Consider the following 22,171-nt stretch of genomic DNA (forward strand, 5'->3'; position numbering starts at 1 on the left):
GCGCTAAATTCCCCGCCTCTCCCTTCGTCTTCCTTCTGTCGGACGTGCTGGTGCAGCACCGGTCCATCGATTCGCAAAAGGACAGCAATGCAAGGCGAGACGCTGCTCGACTATTTGATCCATCACGCGACAAGCCGCGCCGATGCGACGGCACTGACGGTGCTGGACGAGGACCACCCGGAAGGCACGCCCTACCGCTATCGCGACCTGCTCGCACGCGCCGCCGTCTACGCCGCGCGCCTGAGCGAGGTCGCCCAGCCCGGCGAGCGCGCGATGATCGTGCTCGATACCGGCATCGACTACGTCAGCGCGTTTCTGGGCTGCCTGCTGGCACGCGTGATCGCGGTGCCGGCCTTTCCGCCGGAATCGATGCGGCCCCAGCATCTGGCCAGGCTCAACGCCATCGCGGCCGGTGCGCGGCCCAGCGTCGTGGTGGTCGACGACGGACTCGCCGGCGACTGGGCCAGCGGGCGATCGGACACCCTGCAAGCGCGCATCGTCGCCGTCTCGTCGGTCTCGTCGGTCGGCGAAACGATGCCGGAAGCGACTATCGCCGACGCCAGGGCCTGGGCCGCGGCCGTCCGCCCCGACACCGTGGCCTTCCTGCAGTACACCTCGGGCTCGACCGCGACGCCCAAGGGCGTGATGGTGACGCACGCCAATATCGTCGCCAACGAAGCCGCCATCGCCAGCCAGTTCCGCACCACGGCCGACGACGTGATGGTCAGCTGGCTGCCGCTCTATCACGACATGGGCCTGATCGGCGGACTGCTGCATCCGCTCCATGGCGGCATGCCGCTGGTGCTGATGTCGCCGACCTATTTCCTGCAGCGGCCGCGCCGCTGGCTGGAGGCGATCGACCGCTTCCGCGGCACCGTCAGCGGCGGCCCGGACTTCGCCTATCGCCTGTGCGTGGAGCGCGTGCGTCCCGGGCAGGTTCAGACGCTGTCCCTGCGCAGCTGGCGCGTCGCCTTCTGCGGCGCCGAGCCGATCCGCGCCGAGACACTGGAACGCTTCGCCAGCCACTTCGCCGACGCCGGCCTCGACGCCCGCGCGCTCTATCCCTGCTATGGCCTTGCCGAGGCGACGCTGCTCGCCACCGGCGGTCGCCCCGGCGAGGGCGCCACGCTGATCGGGTTCGACGAGGCGGCGCTGGCGGCCGGGCGCGCGGTTGCATCGACCGATGGCGAGGGCACGCGGCTCGTGGCCTGCGGCGATGCGGCGCCGGACCATCGCATCGACATTCGGGATGTCGAGCATGGCCGGCCGGTTGCAGACGGACAGATTGGGGAGATCTGCATCGGCGGGCCGAGCGTGACGGCGGGCTACTGGCAGCAGCCCGAGGCCACCGCCAGGACGTTCCCTGATCACGACGACGCCGCTTCGCGCTATCTGCGCACGGGCGACCTCGGCTTCCTGCATGACGGCAAGCTCTACGTCGCCGGACGATTGAAGGACTTGATCATTGTCCGCGGGCACAACCTGTATCCGCAGGACATCGAGATCGCGGTCGAAGCCGCGGTCGAGGTCGTGCGCAAGGGGCGCGTCGCGGCCTTTCCGTTCCAATCGGCCGACGGACAGATCGAAACGATCGGCATCGCCGCCGAGATTGCGCGCAGCATCCAGAAGTTCGGCTCGCCCGAAGCGGTGGAAACGGCCATTCGCGAGGCGGTGGCGCAATGCTGCGGCGAGCCGCCGGGACTGGTGCTGCTGCTGCAGCCCGGCGAATTGCCAAAGACCACCAGCGGCAAGCTACAGCGCTCGCGCTGCCTGCCGGCCTGGCGCAGCGGCGAACTGGCGCTGTGGGCGGCTTTCGAATCGGGGCGGCGGCTCGCGTCCGCTACGGCGGCGGACGATGCCGCCTCACCGGCCGCGACCGGCAATGCCATGGCGCTGCAGGGCACCGAAGCGACGCTGGCGGAGCTTTGGCACGAGGTCCTTGGCGTTCGGCCTGCCTCGGCCAACGACAACTTCTTCGCCATCGGCGGCAACTCGGTGCGCGCGACCCAGTTGGTGTCGAGGACGCGGGAACGCCTGCATCGTGGCTACGCGTTGGCGCATCTCTTCGCCGATGGGACTCTGCGGGCCAATGCGGCGGTCATCGATGGATTGCTGGCGCGCGACGACGGTGAGGCTTCCCACGGGGAAGCGGCAATTACGCGCCGAACCGACACCGACCTTGCGCCGTTGTCCCCGGTGCAGCGCGGCTTGTGGGTACTGTGGTCGATGCAGCCGGACAGTGGCGCCTACAACGTCTCCGGCGTGTTGAAGCTCCACGGCCGGTTCGATCGGATCGCACTGCAACGCGCGGTCGATGCGCTGGTCGCGCGGCACGAGGCACTGCGCACGCGCTTCGAACTGGATCAACACGAGGAACCGAGGCAACGGGTGTTGCCCGCTGGCTCCTGCCCCATCGCCGTGCTGGACCTGCGCGAGCACGGCTGCGACGCGGCCGCCGAGGCGCAGGCAACGGCCAGAGCGCTCAGCGCCGAGCCCTTCGACCTGCTGGCCGCGGCGCCCTTGCGCGTCGCGCAAATGCGGGTGGCGGACGATCAGGAATGGCTGTCCATCACGGTCCACCATATCGTGTCGGACGGCTGGTCGATGAATGTCGTGATCGACGAGTTTTGCCGGCTGTACGAGGGCTTCATCGCGGATCACCCCGTCGACCTGACGCCGCTTGCGATCCGCTACGCGGACTACGCCTCGTGGCATGCGGATCGCCTTACGGCGGGCGAGCGCGACCGCCAGCTCGCCTACTGGAAGGATCGTCTTGGCGACGAGTCCCTGGTCCTGGAGCTGCCGAGCGATCGCCCCCGCCCCGCGGTGCAAAGCCATCGCGGCGGCGCGGTGCCGTTCATGCTCGACGACGCGCTGGCGACAAGGTTGCGCGGCATCGCACTGGCCGCACAAACCACGATGTTCGCGGTGCTGCTCGCCGGCTTCCAGACGCTGTTGTACCGCTACACGGGGCAGCAAGATATCCGCGTCGGCGTGCCGGTCGCCAATCGCGGCAGGGTCGAAACCGAGGGCCTGGTCGGCTGTTTCGTCAATACGCTGGTCGTGCGCACGGATGTCGACGGCAGCATGCCGTGGGACGCCCTGCTCCGCCGGCTGCACGAGACGGTGCTCGAGTCGCAGCAATACCAGGATCTACCGTTCGAGCAGCTGGTCGAGGCCTTGCAGCCCGAGCGCAGCCTCGCCCATAACCCGCTGTTCCAGGTCAAATTCAACCTGGCGCTGCCGATCGCCGTCCCGAAACAACTGGCGGGCCACGCTGTCACCGCCGAACAGATCGAAGGCGATGTCACTCGCTTCGATATCGCGCTGGATCTGGTGGAGAGCGAGGACGGCATTGCCGGCCGATTTGGCTACGCCACCGACCTGTTCGACGCCGACACCATCGAGCGGATGCGGCGGCACTATGTCGGCATCCTCGAACAGATCGCGTCGACACCGACGATTCGCGTTGGCGAGCTGGCGTTGGGTAATGAGGACGGGCGGCTTGTGGGCGAGACCATGGAGTCGGCTCCCGTCGATGTGCTGACGGCATGGCGGCGTAGCGTCGTGGCGGATGCTTCGGCTGTCGCGCTGCGATATGAGGAGCAAACGCTGACGCGCGGCGAGGCCGATCGGGTCGCCAATGGCATCGCGGCGGCGCTGGCCGAACGCGGCATTGGGCGCGAGACGCGGGTTGGGCTTTGTGTCGAACGCTCTCCTGCATTCGTCACCGGACTGCTTGGCATCCTGAAGGCCGGGGCGGTCTGCGTGCCGCTCGATCCGGCGCAGCCCGTCGAGCGCTTGCGCCAGCTGCTAGGTGACGCTGGTGCGGGCGTTGTGGTCGGCTCGGTGCCGGGCTTCGATCCCATCGATGGAACGTCGGTGCCCGGCTTCGATTGCATCGATCCGACGTCGGTGGCGCCGGTCGACGATGCGCCTTCCGTCTCGCTGCTTCCGGGCCAAGCCGCTTACCTGATCTATACCTCCGGCTCCACCGGCACCCCCAAGGGCGTGGTGGTCAGTCATGACGCATTGGCCCACTACGTCTCCGGCGTGCTGCACCGGCTACAACTGCCTGCCAATGCCTCGATGGCAATGGTCTCCACCACCGCCGCCGACCTCGGCCATACCGTGCTGTTCGGCGCCCTCTGCAGCGGCCGGACCTTGCACCTGATCTCCCGGGAGCGCGGGTTCGATCCGGATCGGTTTGCCGACTACATGGCGCAGCACCGCGTTGGCGTGCTCAAGATCGTCCCGAGCCATCTACGTGGATTGCTGCAGGCCCGCCAACCCGCCGACGTGCTGCCCGAGCAGGCGCTGATCCTCGGCGGCGAAGCGACCTCGGCCGAACTGGCTCGGACGATCCGCGATCTGAAGCCGCATTGCCGGCTGTTCAATCACTATGGCCCGACGGAAACGACGGTCGGCGTGCTGACGCATGAAGCGGTGACCTTGCCCGAGCGGCAGCTGCCGACCGGCACGCCGCTGCCCGGCTCGCGTGTCTATGTACTGGACGCCGACCTGAACCCGGTGCCCGCCGGCATCGTCGGCGAACTCTATATCGCCGGGCCGCAACTGGCGCGCGGCTACCTCGGTCGCCCGGGGCTGACCGCCGAGCGCTTCGTGCCCGATCCCTTCACCGAGGGCACGCGGATGTACCGCACCGGCGACCGCGTCAGGCAGGATGCGGCAGGCCGCATCGAATACCTCGGCCGCCAGGACGAACAGGTCAAGATCCGCGGCTATCGGGTCGAACTCGGCGAGATCGCGCATCTGCTGCGGTCGCAGGCGGGCGTCAAGGACGCCGCCCTGATCGTCCATGAAGACCGCCTGGTCGCCTACTGCGTGCTGCACGGCACGGATACCGCCACGCTAAAGACCGAACTGAAGGCGCAACTGCCCGACCACATGGTCCCGGCGCAGCTCATCGCGCTCGACCGCCTCCCGGTCACGCCAAACGGCAAGCTGGACCGCCGCGCGCTGCCCGCCCCCGTGTGGGAGGCCGAAGGCTACATCGCCCCTGCCAACGAAACCGAAGCGCTGCTGGCCCAAATCTGGCAGGACGTCCTGGGCGTCGAACGCGTCGGCGCCACCGACAACTTCTTCGAACTTGGCGGCGACTCCATCCTGTCGATCCAGTCGGTCAGCCGCGCCCGCCGCCTCGGCCTGCGCTTCACGCCCAAGGACCTGTTCCTGCATCAGACCGTGCGGGCGCTGGCGCAGGTGGCCAAGCGCGATGAGGCCAATCGCCGCGTCGACGACAAGCCCGCCGGCGAGGTGCCGCTGCTGCCGATTCAGCGGGCCTTCTTCGAGACGCCGATGCCGAACCGCGACCATTGGAACCAGTCGGTACTGCTGCGTCCCGTGGAGCGCCTCGATCCGGACGCGCTGCGCAGCGCGCTGAAGGCGCTGGTGGACCATCACGACGCATTGCGGCTGCGCTACCGCCAGCAGGACGGCCAATGGCGGCAACACTACGCGGCGCCCGGCGACAGCGAGCCGCTATGGCAGGAGCGAGCGGACGACGCCGGTTCCATCGAAGCGCACTGCGATCGTGCCCAGCGCAGCCTTGACCTCGAACAGGGGACATTGCTGCGCGCACTGCATCTGCCATTGCCGGATGGCAGCGAGCGCCTGTTGCTCGCCGTCCACCACCTTGCCGTCGACGGCGTCTCGTGGCGCATCCTGCTGGAAGACCTGCAACTGGCATACCGGCTCGCCCAGCAACGCCAGCCCATCGCCCTCCCGCCCAAGACGGCGTCGTACAAGACTTGGGCACAGGCATTGGTTCAACAGGCGAACTCCGACGAGCTCACCGGGCAAGCGGACTACTGGTGCGGCCAGCACGGCCCCGAGATGCCTTGCGACCACGCCGTAGCGGAAGACCGCATCGCACAGGCCGCCACGCTGACCTTGCAGCTGTCCGCGGAGCAGACGCAACGCCTGCTCAAGCAGGCGCCCGCGGCCTACCGAACGCAGATCAACGACTTGCTGCTCAGCGCGCTCGCGCAGGCAGTGGGCCAATGGGCCGGCGTCGATCGCGCTGCCGTGCTGCTCGAAGGGCATGGCCGGGAAGCCTTGCGCGCTACGCCGGATATCGGCCGCACCGTCGGCTGGTTCACGACGACGTTCCCCGTCGTGCTGCCGGTGGCCGCCGACACCGCGGCCAGCATCAAGTCGGTCAAGGAAACGCTGCGCGGTGTTCCCGACCATGGCATCGGCTACGGTCTGCTGCGGCATCTCGGGCCGCAGGCCATTCGCGACCAACTCGCGGCGCGCCCATTGCCCCGCATCACGTTCAACTATCTGGGCCAGTTCGACCAGAGCGTGGGCGGCGACGCGCTGTTCGATTTTGCCGACGAGTCCTGCGGAGCCAGCCGCGATCCGGAGGCCCCGCTTGGCAACTGGATCACGATCAACGGCCAGGTCAGCGGCGGCGTGCTGTCGCTGGGCGTCACGTTCAGCACCGCCCGCTACCGCCACGAGACCATCGCCTCGCTGGTGGTCGCCTACCGGCAGGCGTTGGAGACCACCATCGACCATTGCATCGGCGTGCCGCCGGGCGCGCTGACGCCGTCCGATGTGCCGCTCGCGGGCTTGACCCAGGACCAGCTCGATCGCCTCGACGGCGGCCAGATCGAGGACCTGTATCCGCTCACGCCGATGCAGCATGGCATGCTGTTCCACTCGCTCTACGCGCCGGAGGCCGGGCTGTACGTCAACCAGCTCGCCATCACGCTCGATGGCCTCGATGCCGATCGCTTCCGCTCGGCCTGGGACGAGACGGTGGCGCGGCATGAGATCCTGCGGACCGGCTTTGTCTGGATCGACGGGCAGGCGATGCAGGCGGTCTATCGGCAGGTGCCTTCGCCGGTTCGCATCGATGCCGAACGCGACTGGAACGAATCGGCGTGCGAGAACGTTGCGCTCGAAGAACGCAAGCTGGCCTTCGCGCTGGACACCGCCCCGCTGATGCGCGTGCGCTTGCTCCGCCTGGGTGCGAACCGCTACCGCATGATCTGGACCAGCCACCATCTGCTGCTCGATGGCTGGAGCACGGCCCGCCTGATCGGCGAGGTCCTGCAGCGCTACCACGGCCAGCCGGTCGAGGCGCCCGCCTCGCGCTATCGCGACCACATCGCCTGGCTGCAGACCCACGATGTCGCCGCCAGCGAGTCGTTCTGGCGCGAGCGGCTGCACGCGCTCGACGAGCCAACCCGGCTGGCCTCGGCCCTTCCCGCACCGGATGCCGGCACAGGCCACGCCACCTGCCGCACCAGCCTCGATGCCGACGCCCTCGCCCGCCTCCAGCGCAGCGCCGCCAGCCAGCATCTGACGCTGAACACGCTGTTGCAGGCGGCCTGGGTCATCGTGCTGCAGCGCTATACCGGACGGCGTGCCGTCGCCTTCGGCGCCACGGTCGCCGGTCGGCCGGCGGCCTTGCCGGGTGCCGAGGCGATGCTCGGCCTGTTCATCAATACCTTGCCGGTGATCCAGGCCCCGTCGCCGGACCAGGCCGTGGCCGACTGGTTGCAGGCGCTGCAAGCCGAGAACCTGTCGCTGCGCGAGCACGAACATGTGCCGCTGTACGAGATCCAGCGCTGGGCCGGCCAAGGCGGACAGGCGCTGTTCGACTCGATCCTGGTGTTCGAGAACTATCCCGTCGATGCGGCACTGCGACAGCGTGAGCAGAACGGCCTGAAGCTCGGCGAGGTCAGCCATGCGGCCACCACCAACTATCCGCTGACGCTGGTGGTCTCCGCTGGCGCCACGCTGGATATCGTCTGCAGCTATCAGTGCGAAGCGTTCTCGCACGCTGCCGTCGAGCAATTGCAGCGGCAATACCGTGGGGTGCTCGACCAACTTGCCGCTGCCCCGACGGCACGTATCGCCGACTTGAAGTTGCTCGATACGGACCATGACGCGCCTTCGCGCGACCCGGATACGCCGGACCGCCGCTTCTCGGCGACCGAGGCTGTCCACGTCGCCATCGCGCGCCAGGCGGCGCAGCGCCCCGATGCCATTGCGGTGCGTTGCGGGCAGCGTGCCGTCAGCTACGGCGAACTGGATGCCGCCGCCACGCGTCTTGCCTACGCCCTGCACGCAGCCGGTGTCGGCCCGGAAACCGTCGTCGGCGTCGTGCTCGACCGCAGCCCCGACCTGATCGTACGGCTGATGGCCACGCTGAAGGCCGGCGCCGCCTACCTGCCGTTGGACCCCGAACTGCCGGCTGCGCGTATCGAGCAATTGCTGCAGGACGCCGGCGTCAAGCTCGTCCTGACCTCCCGAGTCTTGACCGGCCGGATCGATACCACCCTGCCGGTCATCGTCATGGAGGACATTGGCGAGCCGGCACCGGTGCAACTGCCCGCGGTCGACCTCCGCCAACTGGCCTATCTGATCTACACGTCAGGCTCCACCGGCACGCCCAAGGGCGTCGCCGTCGAGCACGGACCGCTGGCGATGCACTGCCACGCCACCGTCGAGCAGTACGGCATGGGACCGGATGACCGGGAGTTGCACTTCCTGTCGTTCAATTTCGATGGGGCCCACGAACGCTGGCTGGTACCGCTGATCGCCGGCGCCCAGCTGGTGCTGCGCGACGACTCCCTGTGGAGCGCCGAGCAGACCCCTCGAAGCGATCGCGCGCGAAGGCGTGACCAATGCCGGTTTCCCGCCGGCCTATCTGCTGCGGCTTGCCGAAGCCGCCACCGAACCGGTGCCGCTGCGGCTGCTCTCCTTCGGCGGCGAAGCGATGTCGCGCGAGGCCTTCGCGCGCATCAAGCAGAAGTTCCAGGCCCGCACGCTGATCAACGGCTATGGCCCGACCGAGGCCGTGGTCACGCCGCTGGCCTGGGTCGGGCAGCACGACACCGATTGCCCGAGCGCATACGTGCCGATCGGCCGACCGGTGGGCGACCGCACCGCCTACGTGCTCGACGCGGACCTGAACCCGGTGCCGGTAGGCGTAGCAGGCGAGCTGTATATCGGTGGCCTGGGTCTCGCGCGCGGCTACGTCGGCAAACCGGGACTGACCGCCGAACGCTTTGTCCCCGACCCCTTCACCGCTGGCGCCCGCATGTACCGCACCGGCGATCTGGTACGGCGTTGCCGCGACGGCAGCATCGAATACGTCGGCCGGCTGGACCATCAGGTCAAGATCCGCGGCTATCGCATCGAACTGGGCGAGATCGAGGCGCGGCTGCGCGCACACGAAACCGTGCGGGAAGCGGTGGTCGTCGCCCACGATGGTCCGGGCGGAAAGCAGTTGGTCGCCTATGCCGTTCCCGCCGAAGACCAGCCCGGCGTCGGCGCGAAGCTGAAAACCTATCTGGAAGGTTGCCTGCCTCCCTATATGGTGCCCGCGCAGATCGTGCCGCTGACCCAGTTGCCGGTCACCTCCAACGGCAAGCTCGATCGCCGCGCCCTGCCCGAGCCGGTATGGGAAACCCACGCCTACGTGGCACCGCGCAACGACATCGAGGCATTGCTGGCGGCGATCTGGCAGGAGATGCTGGGCGTCGAACGGGTCGGCATTCACGACGACTTCTTCGAGCTTGGCGGCCATTCCCTGCTGCTGACGCAACTCGTTTCCCGGCTGCACCGCGAGTTCGGCAACACGCTGACGCTGCGTCAAGCGATGTCGCTGCCCACCGTGGCTGAGCTTGCCGACTACATCGCGCAGCAACAAGCGACCGGCGCCACGGTCAACGTCGCCAGCCAATTGCAGACCATCGACGACCTGATGGCCGATCTCGAGACTTCCTGATCCAATGAACGAACAGCAAGCAAGCCGGGAACTGATCCGGCGTTTCGTCGAGCTTCCGCCGGAGAAGCGGAAGATCCTGCTGGAGCGGCTGGGCCAGCAGGGTATTTCTCTGTCGGTACTGCCGATCACGCCGGACTGGCGGCCAGCCACCGGCGATCTTCCGCTGTCCGCCGCACAACAACGAATGTGGTTCCTGTGGAAGCTGGAGCCTGCCGGCAGCGCCTATCACCTCGCCGGCATGCTGCGCCTGCGCGGCTCGGTGGACGATGGCGCCTTGCAGCGGACCTTCGATGCGCTGGTGGAGCGGCACGAAAGCCTGCGCACCACCTTCGATCAGGAGGGCGAGCAGGCGGTGCAACGGATTCACGCGCCTCAGCCCCTGCCGATTGCCATCACCGATCTGCGCGACACCGATCCGGCGCAGCGCGACGCTGCCGTGCAATCGCTGGTCGACGCCGAGGCCCAGGCGCCGTTCGACCTGGAGCAAGGACCGCTGCTGCGCGTGCGCCTGCTGCGCCTGGCCGACGACGACCACATCCTCTTGGTCACCATGCACCATATCGTCTCCGACGGCTGGTCCATGAACGTGGTGATCGACGAGTTCGCGCGGCTTTATGCGGGCTTCGTCAGCGGCAAGCCGGCGCAGTTGGCCCCGCTGCCGATCCAGTACGCCGACTACGCGGCGTGGCAGAAGCAGTGGCTCGAGGCCGGCGAACTGGAGCGGCAACTAAGCTACTGGAAGTCGCATCTGGCCGACGATGGCACCGTCGTGCTGGAACTGCCGACCGACCGGCCGCGTCCTGCGGTGCCAAGCCATCGCGGCGCCGCGGTTTCGTTCTCGCTCGACGCGGACCTCTCCGCCAAGCTCAGGACGTTGGCGCGTCGTGCCGACACCACGCTGTTTGCCGTGCTGCTGGCCGCATTCCAGGTCCTGCTCTACCGCTACACGGGCCAACGCGACCTGCGCATCGGCGTGCCGGTGGCCAACCGCAACCGGGTCGAGACCGAAGGTGTGGTCGGATTCTTCGTCAACACGCAGGTCCTTCGCACCGAAATCGACGGCAGCATGGCGTTTGACGCAGTACTGTCCCGCGCCCGCGAGTCCGTGCTGCAAGCCCAGGCACATCAGGAATTGCCATTCGAGCAGTTGGTCGAGGCGCTGCAGCCCGAGCGCAACCTGTCGCACAACCCCTTGTTCCAGGTGATGCTGAACCACCAGCGGCGCGACCTGCGCGCGCTGGATCGGCTGCCCGGGCTGGTGCTGGAGAAGATCGAGCGCACGGGCAGCGCCGCCAAGGTCGATCTGGCACTCGATACGCAGGAGGACGAACAGGGCGTTCTCAGCGGCGTATTTGGCTATGCCGCCGATCTGTTCGAGCACGACACCATCGAGCGCTTGCAGCGGCATTTCGTCGGTCTATTGCAGCAGGTCGTCGCACGGCCCGAGGTTCGTATCGGAGAGTTGAACCTTCTCGATACCGACGAGCAAGGTCAATGGCGTGACTGGAACACGCCGAACAGGCGGTTCTCCGCCATGGAGCCGGTACACGTCGCCATCGCTCGCCAAGCCGCACAGCGCCCCGATGCCATTGCGGTGCGTTGCGGGCAGCGCGCCGTCAGCTACGGCGAACTCGATGCCGCCGCCACGCGCTTGGCCTACGCATTGCATGCAGTTGGCGCCGGCCCGGAAACCGTCATCGGCGTCGTGCTCGACCGCAGCCCGGACCTGATCGTACGGTTGCTTGCCACGCTGAAGGCCGGCGCCGCCTACCTGCCGCTGGACCCGGAACTGCCGCCCGCCCGTATCGAGCAGTTGCTGCAGGACGCCGGGGTCAAGCTCGTCCTGACGTCCCAGGCGCTGGCCGGCCGCATCGATACCACCCTGCCGGTCATCGTCATGGAAGACGTTGGCGAACCGGAGGCGGTGCAACTGCCGACCGTCGATCCTCGCCAGCTCGCCTACCTGATCTACACCTCCGGTTCCACCGGCACGCCCAAGGGCGTCGCCGTCGAACACGGCCCCTTGGCGATGCACTGCCACGCCACCGTCGAGCAGTACGGCATGGGGCCGGACGATCGCGAGCTGCACTTCCTGTCGTTCAACTTCGACGGCGCCCACGAACGCTGGCTGGTGCCGTTGATCGCCGGCGCCCAGCTGGTGCTGCGCGACGACGCTCTGTGGAGCGCCGAGCAGACCCTCGAAGCGATCGCGCGCGAAGGCGTCACCAATGCCGGCTTCCCGCCTGCGTACCTGCTGCGACTGGCCGAGGCGGCCACCGAACCGGTGCCGCTGCGCCTGCTGTCCTTCGGCGGCGAAGCGATGTCGCGCGAGGCCTTCGCGCGCATCAAGCAGAAGTTCCAGGCCCGCACGCTGATCAACGGCTATGGACCGACCGAGGCCGTGGTCACGCCGCTGGCTTGGGTCGGGCAGCACGACACCGACTGCCCGAGCGCGTACGTGCCGATCGGCACACCGGTGGGCGAGCGCACCGCCTACGTGCTCGACGCGGACCTGAATCCGGTGCCGGTAGGCGTGGCCGGCGAGTTGTATATCGGCGGCCTGGGCCTCGCGCGTGGCTACGTCGGCCGACCGGGACTGACCGCGGAGCGTTTTGTCCCCGACCCCTTCACCCCCGGCGCCCGCATGTACCGCACCGGCGATCTGGTCCGGCGCTGCCGCGACGGCAGCATCGAATACGTGGGGCGCCTGGACCATCAGGTCAAGATCCGCGGCTATCGCATCGAACTCGGCGAGATCGAAGCGCGCCTGCGCGCGCATGCCGCGGTCCGGGAGGCCGTCGTCCTTGCGCACGATGGTCAAGGCGGGAAACAGCTGGTCGCGTATATCGTCGCGCGCCAGAACGCCTCCGATCTCTCCGCCGAGCTTCGCGCCTATCTCGAAGGCTGCCTGCCGGCCTATATGGTCCCGGCGCACATCATCGTGCTGGATCGGCTGCCGGTCACGACGAACGGCAAGCTGGATCGTCGCGCGCTGCCCGAACCGGTGTGGGAAGCGAAGGGCTACGTCGCGCCGCGCAACGACATCGAAACGCGGCTCGCCCAGGTCTGGCAGGAGGTTCTTGGTGTCGAGCGAGTCGGCATCGCGGACAACTTCTTCGAGCTCGGCGGCGACTCGATCCTGTCGATCCAGGCGGTCAGCCGGGCGCGTCGCGTCGGCCTGCGCTTTACACCGAAGGACCTGTTCCTGCATCAGACCGTGCAGGCCCTGGCCCAGGTCGCCAGGCGCGACGAAGGCCGCCATGCCGTCGAGGACACACCAACCGGCGAGGTGCCGCTGCTGCCGATCCAACAGGCGTTCTTCGAGACGCCGATGCCCCGGCGCCACCATTGGAACCAATCGGTGCTGCTGCGTCCGAGGTCGCCGCTCGACCACGACGCACTGCGGCATGCGCTGCTGGCGGTGGTCCACCATCACGACGCCCTGCGGCTACGGTTCCGGCAGACCGAGGGCGAATGGCGCCAGCACTACGCCGAGCCGGCAGAAGACGAGTTGCTGTGGCAAGCAGATGTCGCTGGTCTGGAGGCCATGGACGAACACTACACCCGCGCCCAACAAAGCCTCGATCTACAACACGGTCCGTTGCTTCGTGCGCTGCATCTGCGGCTGCCGGACGGCAGTGAGCGCCTTCTGCTCGCGGTACACCATCTGGTGATCGACGGCGTGTCATGGCGCGTCCTGCTGGAAGACCTGCAGCAGGCGTATCGCCTTGCGCGGGACGGCCGGTCGATCGCCCTTCCGCCCAAGACGGCGTCGTACAAGGCCTGGTCGCAGGCATTGGTCCAGCACGCGAACTCGGACGATCTGATCCGGCAGGCGGACTACTGGCGCACCCAACAAGGGCCGGAACTGCCTTGCGATCGCGCCGTGGAGAACGATCGCATCGCCGACGCCGCCACGCTGTCCCTGCAGCTGTCGCCGGCGCAGACGCAGCGGCTGCTCAAGCAAGCGCCTGTGGCGTATCGCACGCAGATCAACGACCTGCTGCTCAGCGCGCTCGCACGAGCCGTCGGCGATTGGGCCGGCGTGGACCGAGCAGCCATCTTCCTGGAAGGGCACGGCCGCGAGGCGTTGTTCGAGAACGTGGATATCAGCCGCACCGTCGGCTGGTTCACCAGCCTGTTCCCCGTCGTCCTGCCAGTGCTCGGCGACACCGGCAGCAGCATCAAGGCCGTCAAGGAGACGTTGCGCGGCATCCCGCATCACGGCATCGGCCATGGCTTGCTGCGGCATCTCGGACCGCAGGCGATCCGAGACGAACTTGCCGCGCTCCGCTCACCTCGCATTACGTTCAACTATCTCGGCCAGCTTGACGCCAATATCGACGAAGCGGCCCTGTTCGATCGCGCCACAGAGTCTCCGGGGCAGCCCGTCTCCCCCCGACGCGCCGCTTGGCAACTGGATCACGATCAACGGCCAGGTCAGCGGCGGCGTGCTGTCGTTGGGCGTCACGTTCAGCACCGCCCGCTACCGCCACGACACCATCGCCTCGCTGGTGGACGCCTACCGGCAGGCGTTGGAGACCACCATCGACCATTGCATCGGCGTGCCGCCGGGCGCGCTGACGCCGTCCGATGTGCCGCTCGCGGGCTTGACCCAGGACCAGCTCGATCGCCTCGACGGCGGCCAGATCGAGGACCTGTATCCGCTCACGCCGATGCAGCATGGCATGCTGTTCCACTCGCTCTACGCGCCGGAGGCCGGGCTGTACGTCAACCAGCTCGCCATCACGCTCGATGGCCTCGATGCCGACCGCTTCCGCTCGGCCTGGGACGAGACAGTGGCGCGCCATGAAATCCTGCGGACCGGCTTTGTCTGGATCGACGGGCAGGCGATGCAGGCGGTCTATCGGCAGGTGCCTTCGCCGGTTCGCATCGATGCGGAAGGCGACTGGAACGAATCGACGTGCGAGAACGTTGCGCTCGATGAACGCAAGCTGGCCTTCGCGCTCGACACCGCCCCGCTGATGCGCGTGCGCCTGCTCCGCCTGGGTGCGAACCGCTACCGCATGATCTGGACCAGCCACCATCTGCTGCTCGATGGCTGGAGCACCGCCCGCCTGATCGGCGAGGTCCTGCAGCGCTACCACGGCCAGCCGGTCGAGGTGCCCGCCTCGCGCTATCGCGACCACATCGCCTGGCTGCAGACGCACGATGTCGCCGCCAGCGAGTCGTTCTGGCGCGAGCGGCTGCACGCGCTCGACGAGCCGACCCGGCTGGCCTCGGCCCTTCCGGCTCCGGATACCGGCACCGGTCACGCGACCTGCCGCACCAGCCTCGATGCCGACGCCCTCGCGCGCCTTCAACGCAGCGCCGCCAGCCAGCATCTGACGCTGAACACGCTGTTGCAGGCGGCCTGGGTCATCGTGCTGCAGCGCTATACCGGTCGGCGTGCCGTCGCCTTCGGCGCCACGGTCGCCGGTCGGCCGGCGGCCTTGCCGGGTGCCGAGGCGATGCTCGGCCTGTTCATCAATACGCTGCCGGTGATCCAGGCACCGTCGCCGGACCAGGCCGTCGCCGACTGGCTGCAAGCGCTGCAAGCGGAGAATCTGGCGCTGCGCGAGCACGAACACGTGCCGCTGTACGAGATCCAGCGCTGGGCCGGCCAAGGCGGGCAGGCGCTGTTCGACTCGATCCTGGTGTTCGAGAACTACCCGGTCGATGCCGCGCTGCGCCAGCGCGAGCAAAACGGCCTGAAGCTCGGCGAGGTCAGCCATGCGGCAACTACCAACTATCCGCTGACGCTGGTCGTGTCGGCCGGCGCCACGCTGGATATCGGTTGCAGCTACCAGCGCGATCTCTTTTCGCAGGCGACCGTCCGGCAATTGCAGCGGCACTATGTGGCCGTGCTCGAGCAGATCGCCGCGGCGCCGGACGCTCGTGTTGGCGAATTGCAGTTTGCCAGCGCAGAGGACGGAAAGCTGGTGGGCAACGCGCAGGACACCGGAGCAGCCGATGTGTTGGCCGCCTGGGAGCGCAATGTCGCCGCCGATCCTTCCGCGATGGCGTTGCGATATGAGGAGCAAACGCTGACGCGCGGCGAGACCGATCGGATCGCCAATGGCATCGCGGCGGCGCTGGCCGAACGCGGCATTGGGCGCGAGACGCGGGTTGGGCTTTGTGTCGAGCGCTCTCCTGCATTCGTCACCGGACTGCTTGGCATCCTGAAGGCCGGGGCGGTCTGCGTGCCGCTCGATCCGGCGCAGCCGGCGGAACGCTTGCGCCAGCTATTGGACGATGCCGGGGCCGGTGTTGTCGTTGGCTCGGGGACGGGCTTGGAATTGGTTGATGGGACGTCTGTACCCGGCTTCGATTGCATCGATCCGGCCTCGGTGGTGCCGATCGATGATGCGCCTTCCGTCTCGCTGCTTCCGGGCCAAGCCGCTTACCTGATCTATACCTCGGGCTCCACCGGCACCCCCCAAGGGCGTGGTGGTCAGCCACGATGCGCTCGCGCACTACGTCTCCAGCGTGCTGCACCGGCTACAACTGCCTGCCGATGCCTCGATGGCAATGGTCTCCACCACCGCCGCCGATCTCGGCCATACCGTGCTGTTCGGCGCCCTCTGCAGCGGCCGGACCTTGCATCTGATCTCCCGGGAGCGCGGGTTCGATCCGGACCGCTTTGCCGACTACATGGCCCGGCACCGCGTCGGTGTGCTCAAGATCGTCCCGAGCCATCTACGCGGATTGCTGCAGGCCCGCCAACCCGCCGACGTGCTGCCCGAGCAGGCGCTGATCCTCGGCGGCGAAGCGACCTCGGCCGAACTGGCTCGCACGATCCGCGACCTGAAGCCGCACTGCCGGCTGTTCAATCACTACGGCCCGACGGAAACGACGGTCGGCGTCCTGACGCATGAAGCGGTGACCTTGCCCGAGCGGCAGCTGCCGACCGGCACGCCGCTGCCCGGTTCTCGCGTCTATGTACTCGACGCCGACCTGAACCCGGTGCCGGCCGGCATCGTCGGCGAGCTCTATATCGCCGGGCCGCAGCTGGCCCGCGGCTATCTCGGCCGTCCGGGGCTGACCGCCGAGCGGTTCGTGCCCGATCCCTTCACCGAGGGCACGCGGATGTACCGCACCGGCGACCGCGTCAGGCAGGACGCCGACGGCCGGATCGAATACCTCGGCCGCCAGGACGAACAGGTCAAGATCCGCGGCTACCGCGTTGAACTCGGCGAAATCGCGCATCTGCTGCGATCGCAGGCGGGCGTCAAGGACGCCGCCGTGATCGTCCATGAGGACCGTCTGGTCGCCTACTGCGTGCTGGACGGCACGGATACCGTAGCGCTAAAGACCACACTCAAGGCGCAACTGCCCGACCACATGGTCCCGGCCCAACTGATCGCGCTGGACCGCCTGCCGGTCACGCCCAACGGCAAGCTCGATCGTCGCGCCCTGCCCGCACCGGTCTGGGAAACCCAGGGCTACGTCGCCCCGCGCAACGACATCGAAACCCTGCTGGCGCAGGTCTGGCAAGAGGTGCTCGGCATCGAGCAGATCGGCATTCACGACAACTTCTTCGAGCTCGGCGGCCATTCGCTGCTGGTCACGCGGCTGGCGGCGTTGGTCAACGCACGACTGTCGGCGCCGGTCCCGCTACGCGTCTACTTCGAATCGTCGACGCTCGCCGAAATGGCAGCCAGCATCGAATCGACGAATGGCCTTCAGAACAAGCAAGAGAAGGCGGCCGAAGCCGAAGGCTGGGCCGACATGGATGCGTGGCTGGACACGCTGGAGACAGAAGCATGAGCGTTGACAAACTCCGCCTCGCACAACGGTTCGCCAGCCTGTCGCGCGAGGGCCAGCAGCGATTCATCGCCGAACTGAAGGCCCGCGGCATGGATTTCGGTCGACTGCCCATCGCGGCGCGCGGACGCAGCGAGGCCGCGTTGTCGTATGCGCAGCAGCGGCTATGGTTCCTGTGGCAGCTGGAGCGGGACAGCGGCCTGTACAACATTCCGCGTGCTGTGCGGCTACGCGGCGCGCTCGATCGGTCGTCACTGCAGCGGACCTTCGATGCGCTGGTGGAGCGGCACGAAAGCCTGCGCACCACCTTCCATCAGGAGGGCGAGCAGGCGGTGCAGCGCATCCATCCGCCCTTTTCGCTGCCGATCAACGTCAGCGATCTGACAGACAACGATCCGGCACAGCGCGACGCTGCCGTGCAATCGCTGGTCGACGCCGAGGCCCAGGCCCCGTTCGACCTGGAGCAAGGACCGCTGCTGCGCGTGCGCCTGCTGCGCCTGGCCGACGACGACCACATCCTCTTGGTCACCATGCACCATATCGTCTCCGACGGCTGGTCCATGAACGTGGTGATCGACGAGTTCGCGCGGCTTTATGCGGGCTTCGTCAGCGGCAAGCCGGCGCAGTTGACGCCGCTGCCGATTCAGTACGCCGACTACGCGGCGTGGCAGAAGCAATGGCTCGAAGCCGGCGAACTGGAGCGGCAACTGGGCTACTGGAAGTCGCATCTGGCCGACGATGGCACCGTCGTGCTGGAACTGCCGACGGATCGGCCGCGTCCTGCGGCGCCAAGCCATCGCGGCGGCGCGGTTTCGTTCTCGCTCGACGCGGACCTCTCGGCCAAGCTCAGGACGTTGGCGCGTCGTGCCGACACCACGCTGTTTACCGTGCTGCTGGCCGCCTTCCAGGTCCTGCTCTACCGCTACACCGGCCAGCGCGACCTGCGCGTCGGCGTGCCGGTGGCCAACCGCAACCGGGTCGAGACCGAAGGTGTGGTCGGCTTCTTCGTCAACACGCAGGTCCTGCGTACCGAGATCGACGGCAGCATGGCGTTTGACGCAGTACTGTCCCGCGCCCGCGAGTCCGTGCTGCAAGCCCAGGCACATCAGGAATTGCCATTCGAGCAGTTGGTCGAGGCGCTGCAGCCCGAGCGCAACCTGTCGCACAACCCCTTGTTCCAGGTGATGCTGAACCATCAGCGCCGCGACCTGCGCGCGCTCGATCGGCTGCCCGGTCTGGTGCTGGAGAAGGTCGAACGTACCGCCAACGCGGCCAAGGTCGATCTGGCACTCGATACGCAGGAGGACGAGCATGGCGCCCTCAGCGGCGTGTTCGGCTATGCCGCCGATCTGTTCGAGCAAGACACGATCGTGCGTTTGCAGCAGCACTATGTCGGCGTGTTGCGCGCCGTGGCGGAGGAACCGGCGATCGCCATCGCCGCGATCCCGCTGCTGCTTGCGGACGAGCGACAGCAGCTGGCCGCTTGGAATGTCGCCGATCGCCGTTACTCGGCTGCGGATGCCGTCCACGTCGCTATCGCGCGCCAAGCCGCACAGCGCCCCGATGCCATTGCGGTGCGTTGCGGCGAACGCGCGGTCAGCTACGGCGAGCTTGATGGCGCTGCTACGCGCTTGGCCTACGCATTGCATGCAGCTGGCGCCGGCCCGGAAACCGTCATCGGCGTCGTGCTCGACCGCAGCCCGGACCTGATCGTACGGCTGCTCGCCACGCTGAAGGCCGGCGCCGCCTACCTGCCGTTGGACCCGGAACTGCCGCCCGCCCGTATCGAGCAGTTGCTGCAGGACGCCGGGGTCAAGCTCGTCCTGACCTCCCGAGTCCTGGCCGGCCGCATCGATACCACCCTGCCGGTCATCGTCATGGAAGACGTTGGCGAACCGGAAGCGGTGCAGTTGCCCGCCGTCGATCCCCGGCAGCTCGCCTACCTGATCTACACCTCCGGCTCCACCGGCACGCCCAAGGGCGTCGCCGTCGAACACGGCCCCCTGGCAATGCACTGCCACGCCACCGTGGAGCAATACGGCATGGGACCGGACGACCGCGAGTTGCACTTCCTGTCCTTCAACTTCGACGGCGCGCACGAACGCTGGCTGGTGCCGTTGATCGCCGGCGCCCAGCTGGTGCTGCGCGACGACACCCTGTGGAGCGCCGAGCAGACCCTCGAAGCGATCGCTCGCGAAGGCGTGACCAATGCCGGCTTCCCGCCGGCCTATCTTCTGCGACTGGCCGAGGCGGCAACCGAACCGGTGCCGCTGCGGCTGCTCTCATTCGGCGGCGAAGCGATGTCGCGCGAAGCCTTTGCCCGCATCAAGCAGAAATTCCAGGCCGGCACGCTGATCAACGGCTATGGACCGACCGAGGCCGTGGTCACGCCGCTGGCCTGGGTCGGACAGCACGACACCGATTGCCCGAGCGCGTACGTGCCCATCGGCACACCGGTGGGCGACCGCACCGCCCATGTGCTCGACGCCGACCTGAACCCGGTCCCGGTTGGCGTGGCCGGCGAGCTGTATATCGGCGGGCTCGGCCTGGCACGCGGCTATGTCGGCCGCCCCGCTCTGACTGCCGATCGCTTCGTGCCGGACCCCTTCACCGCCGGCGCCCGCATGTACCGCACCGGCGATCTGGTGCGGCGCTGCCGCGACGGCAGCATCGAATACGTCGGCCGGCTCGACCATCAGGTCAAGATCCGCGGCTATCGCATCGAACTCGGCGAGATCGAAGCGCGCCTGCGCGCGCATGCCACCGTGCGGGAAGCGGTGGTTGTGGCCCACGATGGTCCGGGCGGAAAGCAGTTGGTCGCCTATGCCGTTCCCGCCGAAGACCAGCCCGGCGTCGGCGCGAAGCTGAAAGCCTATCTCGAAGGCTGCCTCCCGCCCTACATGGTGCCGGCGCAGATCGTGCCGCTGACCCAGCTGCCGGTCACCCCGAACGGCAAGCTCGACCGCCGGGCGCTTCCGGAGCCCGTGTGGCAGGTCCAGGGCTACGTCGCCGCGAGCAACGAGGTCGAGGCCAAGCTGGCCCAGGTCTGGCAGGAGGTCCTGGGCGTCGAGCGGGTCGGCATCACCGACAACTTCTTCGAGCTCGGTGGCGACTCGATCCTGTCGATCCAGGCGGTCAGCCGCGCGCGTCGCCTTGGCCTGCGCTTCACGCCCAAGGACCTGTTCCTGCATCAGACCGTTCAGGCCCTGGCCCGGGCTGCGACCCGCGAGGACATGGAACGGCCCATCGAAGACACACCCACGGGCGAAGTGCCGCTGCTGCCGATTCAACGATGGTTCTTCGAGACGCCGATACCGAATCGCCATCATTGGAACCAGTCGGTACTGCTGAAGCCTCTTGCGCCGATCGATCAGGCAGCGCTACGCCAGGCGCTTCAAGCCCTCGTCGCCCATCACGATGCATTGCGCCTGCGCTATCGGCAGTCCGAAGGGCAATGGCAACAGCATTACGCCGAGCACGACCATCATGACGTGCTGTGGCACGAGGAGGTGGCCGACATCGCCACCATCACGGACCGTTGCAGCGATGCGCAACGAAGCCTGGACCTCGAACGGGGCCCGTTGCTGCGCGCGCTGCACCTGCGACTGGCCGACGGCAGCGAGCGGCTGCTGCTCGCCGTGCACCACCTGGTGGTCGATGGGGTGTCATGGCGGATCCTGATGGAAGACCTGCAGCAGGCGTATCGCCTCGCACGGCAAGGTGAAGCCATCGTCCTTGCGCCCAAGACCGCGTCGTACAAGACCTGGGCGCAGAGCTTGGCGGCGCACGCCAATGGCGACGCCATGCGGCAGCAGGCCGACTACTGGCTATCGCAGCCCGACGTGCCGGCGCTGGAACCCGATCACGACGAACCGGCGCTCGCCATCGACGGGCGCCAGCACACGATCCGCTTGGACGCGGCGCGAACCACGCAACTGTTGCAGCAAGCGCACGGTGCCTACCGCACCCGGATCAACGACCTGCTGCTGACCGCCGTCGCGCGTGCCGTTGGCACATGGACGCAACGGCCGCGGGTCGCGATCCAGCTGGAAGGACATGGGCGGGAAGCGCTTTCCGATTCGGTCGACATCAGCCGCACGGTGGGCTGGTTCACCACGGTGTTCCCCGTGGTGCTGCCCGTCGCGCCGGATATCGGCGACACCATCAAGCAGGTCAAGGAGACCTTGCGCGCGATCCCCGACAACGGCATCGGCTATGGCCTGCTGCGTCATCTGGGGCCCGCCGAGATCCGGTCGGAGCTGGCCCGCCGCACCGCGCCGCGCATCACGTTCAACTATCTGGGGCAATTCGACCAGACCGCGGGCGAGGACGCCGACTTTGCCTTGGCCGACGAACCGAGCGGGGCCAGCCGCGATGCCGAGGCCCCGCTCGGCAACGCGCTGACCATCAATGGCCAGGTATTTGGCGCCGAGCTGGTGCTGAAACTCGGCTATAGCTGCAAACAGTTCGAGCCCGCGACCATCGAGCGCCTGGGCGATGCGCTCCATCGCGAACTGGAAGCCGTCATCGAGCACTGCCTCTGTCACGACAACCACGGCATGACGCCATCCGACCTGGTCAATGTCCAGATCGACCAGGACGCGCTCGACGCGCTGCTCGATAACGTGCTCTGAA

At 67.8% G+C, this 22,171-nt stretch carries 4 protein-coding genes and 3 pseudogenes; all 7 read left to right on the top strand.

Annotated elements, in window-relative coordinates; all coding sequences use genetic code 11:
* Window positions 1-87: 87 nt before the first annotated feature.
* Window positions 88-8,544: pseudogene (locus tag OJJOAM_RS16255) on the top strand (amino acid adenylation domain-containing protein); the annotation flags it as partial.
* A gap of 112 nt (window positions 8,545-8,656) precedes the next feature.
* Window positions 8,657-9,619 (top strand): annotated as a pseudogene (locus OJJOAM_RS16260) (AMP-binding protein); the annotation flags it as partial.
* A gap of 21 nt (window positions 9,620-9,640) precedes the next feature.
* A complete protein-coding gene (locus OJJOAM_RS16265; protein WP_422651092.1) occupies window positions 9,641-9,769 on the top strand; it encodes a hypothetical protein in 129 nt (42 codons plus the stop codon).
* Between the two features lie 184 nt (window positions 9,770-9,953).
* The gene (locus OJJOAM_RS16270; protein WP_422651069.1) at window positions 9,954-14,582 is read left to right on the top strand and encodes an amino acid adenylation domain-containing protein; all 4,629 of its coding nucleotides are present in this window, start codon (window positions 9,954-9,956) and stop codon (window positions 14,580-14,582) included.
* Window positions 14,482-16,146: pseudogene (locus OJJOAM_RS16275) on the top strand (condensation domain-containing protein); the annotation flags it as partial. The gene OJJOAM_RS16270 and the pseudogene OJJOAM_RS16275, both read left to right, overlap by 101 nt.
* Before the next feature lie 112 nt (window positions 16,147-16,258).
* On the top strand, window positions 16,259-17,539 hold the full coding sequence (locus tag OJJOAM_RS16280) for an AMP-binding protein (RefSeq protein ID WP_422650394.1): 1,281 nt from the start codon (window positions 16,259-16,261) through the stop codon (window positions 17,537-17,539).
* Window positions 17,536-22,170, top strand: a complete 4,635-nt coding sequence (locus OJJOAM_RS16285; RefSeq protein WP_422650395.1) for an amino acid adenylation domain-containing protein — start codon at window positions 17,536-17,538, stop codon at window positions 22,168-22,170. The genes OJJOAM_RS16280 and OJJOAM_RS16285 overlap by 4 nt, the downstream gene beginning before the upstream one ends.
* Window position 22,171 lies beyond the last annotated feature (1 nt).

Origin of the sequence: Cupriavidus sp. H18C1 (genome assembly GCF_049311595.1) — a bacterium.
In the GTDB taxonomy this organism is placed as follows: Bacteria; Pseudomonadota; Gammaproteobacteria; order Burkholderiales; family Burkholderiaceae; genus Cupriavidus; species Cupriavidus cauae.